We start from the raw sequence: 14,042 nt of genomic DNA on the forward strand, positions 1-14,042 counted from the left end.
CCCTTGAAGCCCGGCTGCCGTCGCATGCGGGCCGGTGATTACAGATAACCGAACGCGGTGGGCGGCGCTTCGGCCGTCTCGACCCACACGCTCTTGGTCTGCGTGTATTCGTACAGCGCCTCGACTCCGCTCGAGCGGCCGTAGCCGCTCATGCCGTAGCCGCCGAACGGCGACGCCACGTTGATGGTCTTGTAGCCGTTGACCCAGAAGGTGCCAGCATTCACCTGCGCGGCCACGCGATGCGCGCGCGCCACGTCGGTGGTCCAGACCGCGCCGGCCAGGCCGAAGTCGGTGTCGTTGGCGATCGCGATCGCCTCCTCCTCGGTGTCGAACGGGATGGCGGCCACCACCGGCCCGAAGATCTCGGTGCGCGCCACCTCCATCGCGTTCGACACGCCGGCCAGCACGGTGGGTGCGACGAAGTAGCCGCCGCGGCCCGCCTCGACGCGCTCGGCCGAGCCGCTGGCGAGCGTGGCGCCCGCCGCCACGCCGTTCGAGATCATCGACATCACGTGGTCGTACTGCTTGCGATTGTTGATCGGGCCCACCTCGGTCGCCTCATCGAGCGGCGCGCCGACACGGATCTTCTTCGCCCCGGCAGCCACCATCGCGACGAATTCGTCGTAGATCGCCCGCTGCACCAGCAGACGCGAGCCGGCCACGCAACTCTGGCCCGCGCCGGCGAAGATCGCCGCCTGGGCGGTCAGCGCGGCGCGCTTCAGGTCGGCATCGGCGAACACGATATTGGCCGACTTGCCGCCCAGCTCCAGCACGCACGGCAGCACGCGGCGCGCGGCGGCCTCGGCGATGCGCGCGCCGGTGGCCGGCGAGCCGACGAACACCACCTTGCTCACGACGCGATGCGCGATAGCGGCCTGCCCGGCGGTGTGACCGAAGCCGGCCAGCACGTTGACCAGGCCGCGCGGCAGTCCGGCCCGCTCGCCGAGCCTGGCGACCGCCAGCGAGGTAAAGGGCGTCAACTCCGAGGGCTTGAGCAGCACGCCGTTGCCCATCGCCACCGCGGGCGCCACCTGCCAGCCGCAGGTGAACACCGGCGCGTTCCACGGCGTGATCTGCAGCACCACGCCGGCCGGCTCGCGGCGCGTGTAGTTGAGGTGCGAGGTCGGCACCGGGATCACGCTGCCGTAGAACTTGTCGGTCCAGCCCGCGTAGTACTCGAACATCTCGGCGACCTTGGCCACCTCGCCGCGGCAGTCGCGGATCGGCTTGCCCGAGCCCAGCGCCTCCAGCCGCGCGATCGCCTCGGCCTCGGCGCGGATCGCGCGCACCACCTCCTGCATCACGCGGCCGCGCGCGGCATGCGTGAGCGCCCACCATTCGCGCTGCGCGCGGCGCGCGCTTTCGGCGGCATGGTCGACAACGGCTGCGCCGGCGTCGCGATAGGCGAGCGTGGCCTCGCCCGTCGCCGCATCGTAAAGCTGGATCGTGTCGCCCTGGCCGGCGACGAGCTCGCCGTCGACATACGAGCCGATCGTGGCGGCACCGGGGAAGAAATGCGCGAAGGCGGCGAGCAACTGGTCTGCGTGCTGGGTCATGTCAGGTTTCCGTCTATGGGGGTCGAGCGGGATCGTGGTGCGGGCTGCCCGGCCTCAGGCCGGGTCGAGGAAGTCGACGATGCGGTTGAAGTCCTCGCCGTCGGCGACGGAACACTCGCTGGCAGCCCACACGCGCGCCGCCTCGCGCGCCACCGGCGCGACGCTGTCGAACTGGTCGAGCAGGCCCAGCGCGAGCCGCACGTCCTTGCGCATCAGCTTCATGGTGAAACCGGAATCGAACTTGCCGTTGAAGATCCAGGTCGGGTAGTTGGTCAGCGTCGCGCTGTTGCGGCCGGAGCCGCCGTTGAGCGCTTCGACCAGCTTTTCCGGATCGACGCCGGCCGCGCGCGCGGTGCGCACCGCCTCGCTGGCGACCAGCAGGTGCACGCCGGTCAGCAGGTTGTTGAGCAGCTTGGTAACGTGGCCGGCGCCCACCGGGCCCACATGCACGCGCTTGGCGCTGATCACCGCGAGGATCGGCTCGATGGCCGCGATATCGCTGTCCGAGCCGCCCAGCACCATCGTCATGGTGGCGGTCGCCGCGCCCTTCGGGCCGCCGCTCACCGGGCCGTCGACGAAGCCGATGCCGCGCTCGGCCAGGGCCGCCGCCACGCGCCGCGTGCTGTCCGGATCGGCCGTGGTGGTGTCGATCACGATGCTGCCCGGCCTCGCGTTCTCGAGCACGCCGCCCGCGCCCAGCACCACCGCCTCGACCACCGCCGAGGTCGGCAGCGACAGCAGCAGCACGTCGGCATCGCGCGCGATCTCGGCCACCGAATCGCGCGCCGACAACACTGCCTGCCCGGCCAGCTCGAGCGCCACGCCCGGCGCCGCGTCGTAACCGAGCACCGTGTAGTCGCCGCGCCGCAGCGAACCCGCCATGCCGCGCCCCATGTTGCCCAGACCGATCACGCCCACCGTTTTCATCCGACGACTCCTGATAGCTGTTGGTTCGAGGCCGGCGCGCCAGCTTGCGCCCGCCTTGCATGCCAACGATGTTCGGTCCGTCAACCCGTATAATCAATCAACGCCAATATTGATATTGTTCTCTTTTTTAGAACACTCGAATCATGAGCGATACCCTGACCGACAGCCGGATCGTCTATTTCTACGAGGCCGTGCGCTGCGGCACGATCCGCGCCGCGGCCGACTGGCTCGACGTGGCGCCGTCGGCCGTGAGCCGCCAGATCGGCCTGCTGGAGAAGGAGCTCGACGCCACGCTGATGGAGCGCCACGCGCGCGGCGTGACGCCCACCGAGGCGGGACGCTGCGTGATCGAGTATTTCCGCGAGCAGCTCGCGCACCGCGACGACCTGATCTCGCGTTTGCAGGAGCTGCGCGGGCTCAAGACAGGCCAGGTCAGCCTGGTGCTCGGCGAGGGCTTCGTGTCGGATCTATTGGCCGGGCCAATGCAGCAGTTCTGCCGGCAGTTCCCCGGGATCCGCGTCAACCTCGACGTGGGGAGCACCAACGACGTGATCCGCAAAATCTCGAACGACGAGGGCGAGATCGGCCTGGTCTACAATCCGCCCGCCGAGCCCAAGCTGGTGTCGCGCGCCTCGAAGCGGCAGCCGATGATGGCAATCGTCGGCCCCGACTTCCCTCGCCGCAGCCACAAGGTGCTGACAGTGCAGCAGCTCTCCACCTACCCGCTGGCGGCCACTCACCCGTCCTACGGCACGCGACAGATGATGGAGGCCGTGGAATACGCCGAGCGCGTACGGCTCGCGCCGATCATCACCACCAATTCGTTCGCGATCCTGAAGGAGTTCGTGAAATCGGGACTCGGCATCGCGGTGATGCCGGCCTTCGCGGTGGCGGCCGAACTGCAGGCCAAGGATCTGTTCGCGCTCGAGATCGCGCATCCGATCCTCGAGAACGCCGAGGCGCACATGGTCACTCGCGCCGGGCGCAAGCTCTCGGTGGCCGCCAACAAGATGCTGCAGATGATGACGGGGCAGATGCGGGCGTTCCGCTAACGGCTCCTGCGCGCGACGCGAAGCCGGACTAAGAGGTCTTAACAAAATGCGTTTTTTTCAGGTGTCGCCGGCCGTCGACAACAGTAAACTTGTCACGTTCGCGAAGCAAAAATTTCACTTCGCCCTGCAACAACAGTGGGCCACGCTGTTGCTCGCCCCCGTTCAACCGGGCGTGACCGTCTGATGTGCGGCTTGGCTGGGCTGATTCGCCATGACGGCCAGGCGCCGGCACAGGTCGAGCGGGTGCTCGCCATGCGCGAGCGACAACGGCATCGTGGGCCGGATGGCCGGGGCTTATGGCATGACCAGCACGCCGTGCTTGCTCACGCCCGTCTGGCTCTGCTCGACGCCGGGCATGGCGCGCAGCCGATGTGCAGTGCCGACCATCGTTACGTGCTGGTCTACAACGGCGAGATCTACAACTACGCGGAGCTTCGCCGCGAACTGAGCGCGCACTGGTCGTTCCGCACGAACACCGACACCGAGGTGGTGCTCGCCGCGTATGCGGTATGGGGCGAAGTGTGTCTTCAGCGCTTCAACGGCATGTTCGCGTTCCTGGTGTGGGACACCCATCGTCAACGAGCCTTTGCCGCGCGCGACCGGCTGGGCGTCAAGCCGTTCGTTTACCTGCAACAGGGGGCGGAATTCCTGTTTGCCTCGGAGGCCAAGGGACTGTTGCCTGCGATGCAAGCGCCGCGTGCGAATATCGACGCCGTGCTGGAATACCTGGTGGCGCCGTTCTTCAGCGGCGTGGCGCAACCCATGTTCGATGGCATGGCCTACCTGCCGCCTGGGCATCTGCTACGCGTGGATCGCGATGGCTTGCAGCTATCGCGCTGGGCGCCTGAGATTGCCGAAAACCCGGTTGCCAGGGCGGCCGATGTCGCCCACGCGCTGCGCGAGCGGCTGGCCGCGGCTGTCCAGCGTAGCTTGATCGCCGATACACCGGTCGGCCTGTTTTTCAGCGGCGGCCTCGACTCCACGCTGATCGGCGGCCTGGCGCGAGCGGCAGGTGCGACACCGCGCTGCTTCACCATTCGCTTTGAAGATCACCATCGCTACGACTACGCGCGTTCGCTGATCGTGGCTTCCGATGACCAACCTTTCGCCGAGCAGGCCGCAAACGAGTTGGGCCTGCCACGTGAAGACGTCGCACCGACGCGCTCCGCACTCGCCCAGGATCTGCTGCAATTGGCCACGCAAAACGATGCACTGCCCGCGTGGGAACAGGAGCTGGCGCAACATTACCTGGCGCGAGCCGCCAGCACGCGCGTCAAGGCGGTATTGGTGGGCGATGCCGCCGATGAAACGCACTACGGTTATCACTTTCTGCTCGACCCGCACGCCACCCGTGATCCGACCCATATCCTTCAACGCTTGACCGCCGATCCCTATCTGCGGCCCGGCTTGCTGGAGCAACCGTTGCAGCACTACGGCGAGGCCTATCGCCAACTGGCGATCGTAGCCGGACACGATTGGCATACGCCCGCCTCACGTTTGCGCGCCACGCAATGGCTGGTGCGCCATCGTTGGTTGCAGCGGCTGTTGCATAACGGCGATATCCATGGCATGGCGCATGGACTGGAAGCGCGCGTACCCTTCAGCGATACCGAAGTCCTGGACCTGGCTGCCACTATTCCGGCCGAGCTGGCGCTACGTGATGGCGTCGAAAAGGCCATGTTGCGCGAAGCGGCGCGCGGCGCGTTGCCGGAAGCCGTGCGCCTGCGCAGGAAGTCGGCCTTACCCAAGGATCAAGGCAACGGCGAATCATTGCGCCAGCATACGCGCGAAATACTGGCTACGGACGCCGACCGCATCGCCGGCTTGCTCGACGTACCGCGGCTGCAGCGCCGCTGCGCCGATCCGTCGCCGCTGAACGAGCACGAGCGGGCGGTAATGTTTCGGGCTTGCTCGCTGGCGCACTGGTCGCGGGCTCACGGCGTGAGCATGCCATGAGGCGAGCCTGGTCTTGCGTAGGGCCCGAGAAGGAGCGTCTCGATCTTTGCATCGAACCAGACCAGTGCTTGCGAATCGGTAGGCTTCGAGGTGGCGCTCGCCGCATTGCGCACAACGATACGGCGATCCCACAAGACTCGCGTTGACTATGTAGGGTGTTTCCCGCCCGCAATGATGGCATTGCGTCTCGAGATTTCGTCGGTGGGCGGGACAACGGCCGTCCAACCAGCCGAGGCCGTCACTCACGGCACCAAGGTGTCGCTGATTGGCGTCGGAATGCCGTGAATTGGGATGCGCGACAAACTGGGCCAGCGACAGTGGCGCCCACTCGGGAGGGAACGAGTCGGGAAGTCCGAACGAACCAGTTCAAGCATCGCTGCGACGGTGCTCCCGATCGAGGATCAAGAAATCAGTTCAAGATGCTTCGCTCCATTCGGCACGGCGTCGACAACCAAGCGCCTGTCGAAAGTCGCCAACTTGCCTTTGTATGCGCGAGCGAGCGCGAGGAGGTAAGTGTCGGTCAGCTGAGCAGATGACAGCAAGCGCGTGGGGTCGACGTGCTTTTCGTCGAGCAGGCTCACATCGTCCGACCAGAACGTGTGCCCGGCATGAGACCGCAGTTGTGCAACAAGCGGCGCAACGGATGCCGGAGATCCCATCGTGTTCGGGTATTTCGGATTGCCAATAATTCGAAGCACGCCGTTCTCGGTGAGCGGGCATGTCGCCCACGCGGAATGGCCTACCCGGCCAAACCATGCATGCGCGGGTTCGTGCTGAACGTGCGCAGGGTCGAGCAAAGCAATGAGCACGTTGACGTCGAGAAGGTAGGCCATCAAAGCGAGTCGTCGCGAAGTTGATTTACGGTGTCAAGGGTGACCGGTCGAGAGGTCGCGGAAACCGGCATCAGCGGCAAGCCGTTCCGGCTCGACTGGTTCGTCGTCGGCCGCTGCAGGGCGGCACGAGCCAGATCGGAAATGACCTTCCCGATACTCGTGCCAGGCTTTGCACGCTCCCGTGCGAATGCAAGGACATCGTCGTCGATATCGAGAGTGGTGCGCATCTTGCCCTCCTTGTGAGCATCAAACATCAAGCATCGTCATTATACCGCGAGCACATCAAACATCAAACATCACGCACCAAACGCGTTGTAAACGCTGCTGCCGGGCGCTATACCGGTCTTGCGCCTGAGACAACAGGCGCCGGGTTTGGCGACCCGAACGATTAATGCGCACGGCCGCGTATCACAATTCATTTAGCTTTGGATCGTGGCTGTGCTGCCAGCCAATGCCCGTAAGGCTTTCCGTTCCGCCCCCTTAAAACGAAACTCGCGTCAGCTCGCCCAGACACTAAATAGACACTAAAAAGCGGGAGCGACGAAGCCGCACCTAGAGGTCAACAGGTTCCCACGCAGAATCCGGCACGCTCGCCACCTCAATGCCATCCCCAACCACACTACCTGCCGCCGGCCCCACTAACCGGCAACGGCGCCCTCAACATGGATCCGCTGACGAGGAGTGAGGCGATCCCGCAAGGCAGCCATGCTGAGTATCCGTTGACTTCGGATCACCCGGCTTTGTCTGCCGCCCCATCTCTTTTGGCCTCGTCTTCGAAATTCGACGTCTCCCGCAGCTTGTCCAGCACTTCCCGATAGCTATCATGCAGTTCCGGCCAGTCCACACCAAGCTCCAGTGCCGCTGGATCAAGCCGACCAGAAGTCACTGCAAGACGCACGGCGGGATGGCGGTGTCCGACTTTAGCCAACCATCCGGCACATGCGAACTCCTCCCCTTGCCGGGATTGATGACACGCAAACATACTGGCTCCAAAATCTGGACCCATGCCCCGGTGATCAGGGCATGTATCAGCCAGTTTTTCGGCTAGGTCGAGATCGAAGTTTGGAATATCTGCCGCCCCCGCAGCACGACGCCACGGACACGATGCACAAGGTTTTCCAGGTGTTTTCATAATTCAAATCTTGCTCTTTCCCCCCAGCGGGCACTGACTCCGGAAATCCAACCTCTTGCACCCAGAAATGCCGGCGGGGCCATACCGCGACACCGTTACGCTCGCGGACCACACGGAAAGCAGCGTGAGCGAGTCTATGTACACCACCATAAGCGCACATCTACATCTGCATCGGCAGCAGGCTTGCCTCACTCGACACACGGCCCCTTCGAAGCCGCGTCTTGCCACGCGGCTTCCACAGCCCAATCCCCAGCGCAGGCATGGCCAAGTATTGTTCCAGTGGCTTCGTCATAAACGATCGCACCATCGACGACGTACGCCGACGCCGCGCGTGGGCACTTCACCCGAACCAATTCGCGAGCCTGCGCTTCCGCCTCGTGGCCCGGTCGGCTACGGTCGTTCGACATGTCTTTTCCTAGTTTCGCGCACGCGAAAATCACCGCTCGCCCTCCTATCGCACTGTGCCATTCTTGCAGTGTCCACACCACATGCCTTTGCTCGCATTGCACAATGCAGGGCGGCCACAATACGGGCAACGGATCGAGAGTTATCCTAAGTACATAGTATTTCCTCGCTCAAAACCGGATTGTGTCAACCGGCACGTCAATCCCATGATGCATCAGGACTGCGTCACGCAAGGCACGCCATTCCTCTGTTCCAGCCGCCTCGTGTGTGCAATGCAGGCACTGGTCCGCGCCGGCCAACTGCTCGGTTATGGTCCGATGTACGTCTACGCCAAAACGCTTGCTGAATCGCCCGACACATGATCCATCGTGCCCCGTCACCCACACGGTATCGCCGGCCGTCGAGACGTCGATGCTGTAAAGCTGTTCCATCATTTCCGTGTCCTTAGGCCAGTTCGTACTTGTCGAGCAGTTCGAGTTTTCGCATCTCTTTGCGACGTCGCTCTTGTCGCGACTCCTCGGTCGGAATGATGTCGCGCTTTGCCGCCAGCGTCGCGTCGTAGCGTTCGATTTCCGCCACGAGCGTCAGGAGCTCCTTAAGTTCCGCTTTGGCTCTTGTGAACATATCACTTCCTTTTTCAGTGGATCGGCCGGCGCCACGATTACTTGATCAACTGCATCCCTGCAACCTTGGAGGCCATCACGTCGAAAGTAGCCGTGTACTCGCACTCCGCTACATGCCCAGAACGCTCGATCAGGCAGTCAGCGAAATCCGCCTTTGCGGATGCCGCGAAAACGCGAAGTGCCTTTCGTACCGTGTCAGCACTTTCGATAATCAGTTCTTTGGTGCCGATCATCGAGTCGATGATGTCCTTCATCTGCTCTCGTTCGACACCGTAGCAGCGCCCGAGTACCCACACGACCTCGACCAATGCAACCTGCGAAACGTACCCCGGCCTCTCGGCCGACAGGGACTCCATCAGCAGCGTCGCCTTCATCGACTGAACCTCGTCGTCTTGCGCGAAGTAGCGGACCAGCACGTTTGTATCCAGTCCGATCATCGCGCCGACGCCCCCTGCTCAGCGATGGCCCGATTCATGTCATCAATCGACACCGGTTTCGCAGGCTTCTTCACAACGCCCTTGAGCGCTACGAGCGCGCGCGTTGCTGGATAGACCTCATACCGGCCTGTCGCCTCGTTGAAGCTGAATTCGATCCGGTCACCGGCCTCCAGGCCAAGTTGATTTCTTACGTCTACCGGAATTGTGACCTGACCCTTTGACGTGATGGTTGCCGTAGTCATAACGATACCCCCTTATTCCTTACTTTATGGTAAGGAGAGTCGAAAAGCAAGGGAGCTACGGACGCATCGCGCCGCCACGAGAACATCGAGTTCCAACGACACAATCCCGAGCAAATTGTCCGGACTATCGCCGAATACATCCCACTCGATTGTCAATCCAGTGGCTGGAGCCTTGTGGGAGCGGCGTTTCCGCGCAGTCATGCGGCGTCGATACCGTCAGCGATACCGAAAATCCCGCCCAGCACTTAACAGCTTTCGTCGAACAGCACCGGAGAACCCAAGCCCGCTCTTGTTTCAAAAATCACAGACACCGGTGTCTCCGGACGATTCGTTAGCGCGATACCGTCGCTGATACCGTCAGGCTTGTTCGAACGCGGTCCTCGATACCGTCACAACTGTAGTCCGGCGCAAAAAGGTGGAAGCGTCGATCGAGCAGCGCAAACAAGCTCCCTCGCGGCGGCACCTCGAAGCTGGATTTCCACCTGCGGAAACCCGCCCTGCTCAAGCGGGTTCGATTGAGGAGTGAGCCCGCCACTGCCCTATTCGGGCGATAGGCGTTTGATGAATATTCTATATAACTCTCCGTAATTCGGTAGCTCGTTGTGCCGAGATAGCCATTCGTCCGGCAGGCCGGCGATCGCGCGGAACCGCGGATAAAAATCACGCCGTCGATCGGGATCGAGCGTCGCAACCGCGTCTTTGGCTTGTCGAGAGAGGTGCCGCGGTGACCAAATCTCGCCGCGTTCGTTTATGACGACCACCAGCGATCGATGCGTAAAGGCGCTGGTGTCCCCACTGCGTCCGCTCGACTTCCCCCTGTGATATTTCTGTAGCTTGAGCGCGACGACAAGACTGCGCCCAGACAGCTTCAGCAGCGAAAACAATGCGCTGCGCGTAACGAGCAACCGGTAGCCGGTTTCACTCCATGCGTACTCACCCCGTCCGCCCTCAGCTCCCCAGGCTTCGGCGCGATATGCTTGTACCCCGTCCACAGACCAGTGGCGTATCACATCATCACCTGCGACTGTCCCCAACAGGTCTCGTGTCCAAGCCAATGGGAAAGGCCTGTCGAGTGCGGTGGACGTACCATAGGGATCGTGGCGATCGAGCTGGCGCTCTGTGTTCGGTGTCTTTGCGACCCATGGCTGAACCGTATGACCGTCGCTGCCAAAATTCCGGACAATTTCATCTTCATCGTCGGGCAACCATCTAAAAAATGCTTTCTCTGAGAACAACGTCATGACCACCGCTCGCGCATCGATGGCATTCGCCAGAACGCTTTGAAGCGTGACGCCTGTGTCTCGCCCGATCGACCAACGTCCCGTAACGGGAAGCCAATCCTTCACTATCTTGCCGTCCACCAGACCCAGTAAAGGTGCCAGCAGATTACTATCTTCGCGCACGGTCCCGCTCTCACCGCTCTCCGGCATGGGCATGGCCGCTTCCTTGGTAAGGTCGAGCGGAAACGGATCGGTAAGATCGGCAAGCCAGAGACCGTCGTCTCGTGAGATCGGTTGACGGCGATTCTTGCGTCGACGCGAGGCGTAGATGAAACCATCGGTCTATCATCCAAGCGTCCCGGTGCGTTCGCGACAGGAGGTGACCCGACGTGTGCCGCCACCTCGATGCGATTGTCCAACCGCGCCTGCCGTGCATCCGCCAGACGCGCCAGATCAGCCGCTTTTGGCTCGTAGCCGCTCACCTCGATGCCGAGCAGCGTGCCTTGCAGCCACGCCTCGCCGCGAAATACCTCGTGCCCGGACACTCGAATGCGCCGCCACGACTTCGCATGCGCCATGTCGATCATGGACTCGACTACGTCCGGGCGGTTGTGCTCGGTAACGAGATACGGCCCCAGATCTTCAAATGCCAGCTGATACGGCGCGTCCTTCAGGAAATACTGGTTGCCGGTACGCAGGTAGCGCTTGCGTACTCGTTCAGGCGGTTGGCGATCGCCACGCTCTCGCGTGTGAACACCGGCGGTCGGTAGGTATAAGCCAGCGTGATCACGAAACGCTGCGCAGGCTCGGCATGAGCCTCGCCGTTCTTGAACGACGTGCGCTCGACATGCACGACCGCATGGCCCGGTTCGTCGGGTGGCAGCGTGATCGAAAGAATCCGGACGCGCCGTTCGATACTCGCTCCTAACTGCTGGTCCAGTGCGTCCGGACCGCTGTAAATACCGCGATAATCGCGGGCGACGGCGTCATCGCTCATCGCGAGCACGCTGTCATAGTCCATCTGCAGCAGTCCCCAGTCGTAGCGCTCGCGGGCTCGCACATAGTTCTCGACCCAGTGCTTGTCCTGGATTTCCTTTGTGTGCACATGGCGCGCGTCGAGCACGTCGATCACCTGGGATTCGCCCGTCAGACGATCGACCTCGATCGGCAAGGGGACCACGCGATAGAACGGCACCATCACCGCAAGCGCAATGGCACAAAACACCGCAACACCGACCGCCGCATACGCGACATACCACGCACGTCGTTCAGAGCGCTCCTGGAGGTCAGTCAGCGACGCCTCGATGTCGAGCACGCGGCCATAATCGTGCGACGCGTTCATGATCGGTCTCCAACATCCGACGATGCCGGCTGGTTCGGAGCGGTGGGCACCGCCATTGGCCAGTCCGGGACGGGCAGCACGCGGTTGATCGGCACGCGATGCAAACCGTCCGGCAACACGGGTTTCGGTGGCCCGCTGCTGCAAGCGGCCAGACTCCAGGCGAGGCACCCGGCCAACGTCAGTGAGCTCAGCTTGAACATGGCGTCACCTCAGTTTCCGAATGACAGAGGCACCATACGATCCTGCGGCCGGTTGGTCTTGCCAGCTCGGCTCAATACCAGTTCGCTCCGCTGTTCGGCCACGAGCTTGTCCTCGGTCTCGGCCAGCATCCGGAAGAGTTGCAGCTTCGTCATCTCGTTGCCGACCGCTGTCGATTCCGTCTGAATGCGCGCCTGTAACTCGGCCACGCCCTTCGGATCCTGCGTCGCATTGATCTGTTGCGCCAAGCTCTGGATCTGGTTCAGCTCCTGCAACTCGGTCTTGTATGCCTGCAGGCCAAACGCCTTATCCTGGTAGGGCTTGTTGAGCGCGCGCTGGCACAGCTGTCGATCGATTCCGGTCTGATCCTCGCAGTTGTAAATCTGACTGGCCGAGCGCAACACCTGCGCGCTGCCGGTCAGGCCCGCGTAACCACCGTTCTGGATGGCGGTATAGACGCCCTGCCAGTTCGATGGCAACGAGTTGGCGACGATCGGATTGCTCAGCAGCGCACCGAAGCCGCGTGTACCGACCGTCGACTGGTAGATCTGGATTTCCTGCTGCACCTGCTGCTTGAGCTGACCGACAGTCGCAATGGCCTGCACCACGTTCTGCGCGTCATAGACTGGGATCCCTTGCGCGTGAGCGCCGGCGCACCACGCCGCCCACATGCATACGGCACGCAACCATCTGCTTCGTCCGTTCATGGTCGTCACCTCCCTTTCAGCTGCTCTACTGGCCCAGATTCGCGCGCGCAACGCGCTGGTAAGCCGGCGCTGCGCCGCCGCCCGATCCACCACTCGATCCGCCACCCGAACCGGTCCGGTCGCGAATCTCACCTCCGGAGCGCGGTCCTTGTCCGTTACGGCTGAACGCCCGTCCAATCGCCGTGACGAGACTTCGTGATGCCATGCCAGCCGCAAACGCCCCAAAACCCGATAGGGTTGCGCCACCAGACAGGCCAGCCGCAACAGATGGCAACTGCCAACCGACCATCGCGAGGAACAAGCCGGTCGCAAACATGCCAATCGCGGCGGCGGCCGGAGCGGCATCGTCAAGGGAGGCGGAAATCGCTTGCATCAGGGCTGACGAGTCGGCACCGGGTGAACTGCTCGTCGCATGGAGCGAGGTGAGCTCGGCCGAGAACGCTGTGAGCGCCATACCGAGGAACGCTGCGACAAGGACCTGCAGCAACGCGTAATTGGCAAGCTTCGCGGTCCACGCTTCGAAAAACCGCGCGGTCGGCGCAAATGACCCGCACGCGATGAAGATCGGGCCCAGTCCGAGCACGAGTTCGAGCAGCATCCTCGCCATCACCACCTCGAAGGCCAGGACAATCAAAAAGATCGAGCCACCGAGCGCGGCAATCAGGCCGCAGAGGAAATCCCCCATCGCGGCGGCCAGACCGCTCGGGCTGATCCCCTCGTGCGTCGCTTTGTTGAAGTAGGCGTCCATCACGAGGTCAACCTGCTGGTCGTAGCAGTCGAGCGTCTCATAAATGCTGGTCGCAGCAGCCTGTCCTGTTACGCTACTGCCATTGGTCGAACCGCATCCCGGATTACCCCCACCCGTCGTGTTCGCCGCATTCTGGATTGTCTGGGCCAGCCCCGCCGTTGCACCGTTGACCGCACCGACGACGTGCTGCTGGTAGATCCCGGCGCTCAGCGCGAACGCCAGCGTGATCGCCATTTTCAACCCTCGCCAGGCAAAGGCAGGCACGGCCTCGTGGGCCTCGCCGCGTACCACCGCGAGACCATAGGCCAGCACCCAGATCGTCACGGCCGTGGTCGCAACGGGCACGAGTGCCCCGGAAAGCGCCGACGACACATTCGTCACGTAGCTCGACATGCCGTTTTCAAGGGTGCCACCCACGGCGGTAAAGAGGCCGCTCATCACGCACCTCCCGGACCTGGCTTTGAAGACGGTCGCGCTCCGACCTGCGCCGCGCGGCGCTTCGCGAGCTCGTCATGGAATACGGGTAGCCAATCGTGCGGTGCGTCGCCGACCTGAGCGCGGAACCAACTGGGCTGAATCCGTTCCAGATGGCGCCGGATGAACTGGTGATCGACTTTTGGGAGCGCCTTGTGCGCAAACTTGTCGACATTGGTGCGCCGCTGTC

The 14,042-nt window shown here is 63.0% G+C and carries 15 protein-coding genes and 1 pseudogene; 2 read left to right on the forward strand and 14 right to left on the reverse strand.

The features are described from left to right. Positions 1-38: 38 nt before the first annotated feature. Together U5798_RS22980 and U5798_RS22985 are read right to left on the reverse strand one after the other, a co-directional pair. Positions 39-1,556 (reverse strand): aldehyde dehydrogenase family protein, encoded by a 1,518-nt coding sequence (locus U5798_RS22980; RefSeq protein WP_322083276.1) that lies wholly within the window; start codon positions 1,554-1,556, stop codon positions 39-41. 54 nt (positions 1,557-1,610) lie between these two features. Beyond that, positions 1,611-2,498 (reverse strand): NAD(P)-dependent oxidoreductase, encoded by an 888-nt coding sequence (locus U5798_RS22985; protein ID WP_322083389.1) that lies wholly within the window; start codon positions 2,496-2,498, stop codon positions 1,611-1,613. 128 nt (positions 2,499-2,626) lie between these two features. Here U5798_RS22985 and U5798_RS22990 point away from each other — a divergent pair, with 128 nt between their 5' ends. Both U5798_RS22990 and asnB read left to right on the forward strand, forming a co-directional pair. Further along, positions 2,627-3,535 (forward strand): LysR family transcriptional regulator, encoded by a 909-nt coding sequence (locus U5798_RS22990; protein ID WP_124457016.1) that lies wholly within the window; start codon positions 2,627-2,629, stop codon positions 3,533-3,535. A 183-nt stretch (positions 3,536-3,718) separates the two neighbouring features. After that, complete coding sequence (asnB, locus tag U5798_RS22995) at positions 3,719-5,491, forward strand: asparagine synthase (glutamine-hydrolyzing) (protein WP_322083277.1); 1,773 nt, start codon at positions 3,719-3,721, stop codon at positions 5,489-5,491. 401 nt (positions 5,492-5,892) lie between these two features. Here the strand turns inward: asnB and U5798_RS23000 are convergent, their stop codons facing one another. The 12 genes and pseudogenes from U5798_RS23000 to U5798_RS23055 form a co-directional block, all read right to left on the reverse strand. Then, positions 5,893-6,324, reverse strand: coding sequence for a TA system VapC family ribonuclease toxin (locus U5798_RS23000; protein WP_322083278.1), 432 nt, complete (start codon positions 6,322-6,324; stop codon positions 5,893-5,895). Next, complete coding sequence (locus U5798_RS23005; protein ID WP_185658303.1) at positions 6,324-6,551, reverse strand: CopG family transcriptional regulator; 228 nt, start codon at positions 6,549-6,551, stop codon at positions 6,324-6,326. Before U5798_RS23005 ends, U5798_RS23000 begins: the two co-directional genes overlap by 1 nt. Positions 6,552-7,054: 503 nt before the next feature. After that, the gene (locus U5798_RS23010; protein WP_322083279.1) at positions 7,055-7,456 is read right to left on the reverse strand and encodes a DUF6283 family protein; all 402 of its coding nucleotides are present in this window, start codon (positions 7,454-7,456) and stop codon (positions 7,055-7,057) included. A 575-nt stretch (positions 7,457-8,031) separates the two neighbouring features. Then, positions 8,032-8,295, reverse strand: coding sequence for a hypothetical protein (locus U5798_RS23015; protein WP_322083280.1), 264 nt, complete (start codon positions 8,293-8,295; stop codon positions 8,032-8,034). A gap of 10 nt (positions 8,296-8,305) precedes the next feature. Next, positions 8,306-8,485 carry a hypothetical protein gene (locus tag U5798_RS23020; RefSeq protein ID WP_129517840.1) on the reverse strand — a complete coding sequence of 60 codons (180 nt, stop codon included), beginning with the start codon at positions 8,483-8,485 and terminating at the stop codon, positions 8,306-8,308. A 37-nt stretch (positions 8,486-8,522) separates the two neighbouring features. Then, the gene (locus U5798_RS23025; RefSeq protein ID WP_322083281.1) at positions 8,523-8,921 is read right to left on the reverse strand and encodes a type II toxin-antitoxin system VapC family toxin; all 399 of its coding nucleotides are present in this window, start codon (positions 8,919-8,921) and stop codon (positions 8,523-8,525) included. Then, positions 8,918-9,163, reverse strand: coding sequence for an AbrB/MazE/SpoVT family DNA-binding domain-containing protein (locus tag U5798_RS23030; protein WP_322083282.1), 246 nt, complete (start codon positions 9,161-9,163; stop codon positions 8,918-8,920). Before U5798_RS23030 ends, U5798_RS23025 begins: the two co-directional genes overlap by 4 nt. 539 nt (positions 9,164-9,702) lie before the next feature. Continuing rightward, complete coding sequence (locus U5798_RS23035; RefSeq protein ID WP_322083283.1) at positions 9,703-10,599, reverse strand: hypothetical protein; 897 nt, start codon at positions 10,597-10,599, stop codon at positions 9,703-9,705. 104 nt (positions 10,600-10,703) lie between these two features. Next, positions 10,704-11,111: pseudogene (locus U5798_RS23040) on the reverse strand (LPD7 domain-containing protein); the annotation flags it as partial. Continuing rightward, a complete protein-coding gene (locus tag U5798_RS23045; protein WP_322083284.1) occupies positions 11,054-11,725 on the reverse strand; it encodes a type IV secretion system protein in 672 nt (223 codons plus the stop codon). The pseudogene U5798_RS23040 and the gene U5798_RS23045, both read right to left, overlap by 58 nt. A 209-nt stretch (positions 11,726-11,934) precedes the next feature. Continuing rightward, a complete protein-coding gene (gene virB5, locus U5798_RS23050) occupies positions 11,935-12,630 on the reverse strand; it encodes a P-type DNA transfer protein VirB5 (RefSeq protein ID WP_322083285.1) in 696 nt (231 codons plus the stop codon). Between the two features lie 25 nt (positions 12,631-12,655). Continuing rightward, positions 12,656-13,816, reverse strand: coding sequence for a type IV secretion system protein (locus tag U5798_RS23055; RefSeq protein ID WP_322083286.1), 1,161 nt, complete (start codon positions 13,814-13,816; stop codon positions 12,656-12,658). Between the last annotated feature and the right edge of the window lie 226 nt (positions 13,817-14,042).

This window comes from Burkholderia sp. BCC1972 (genome assembly GCF_905339605.1).
In the GTDB taxonomy this organism is placed as follows: domain Bacteria; phylum Pseudomonadota; class Gammaproteobacteria; order Burkholderiales; family Burkholderiaceae; genus Burkholderia.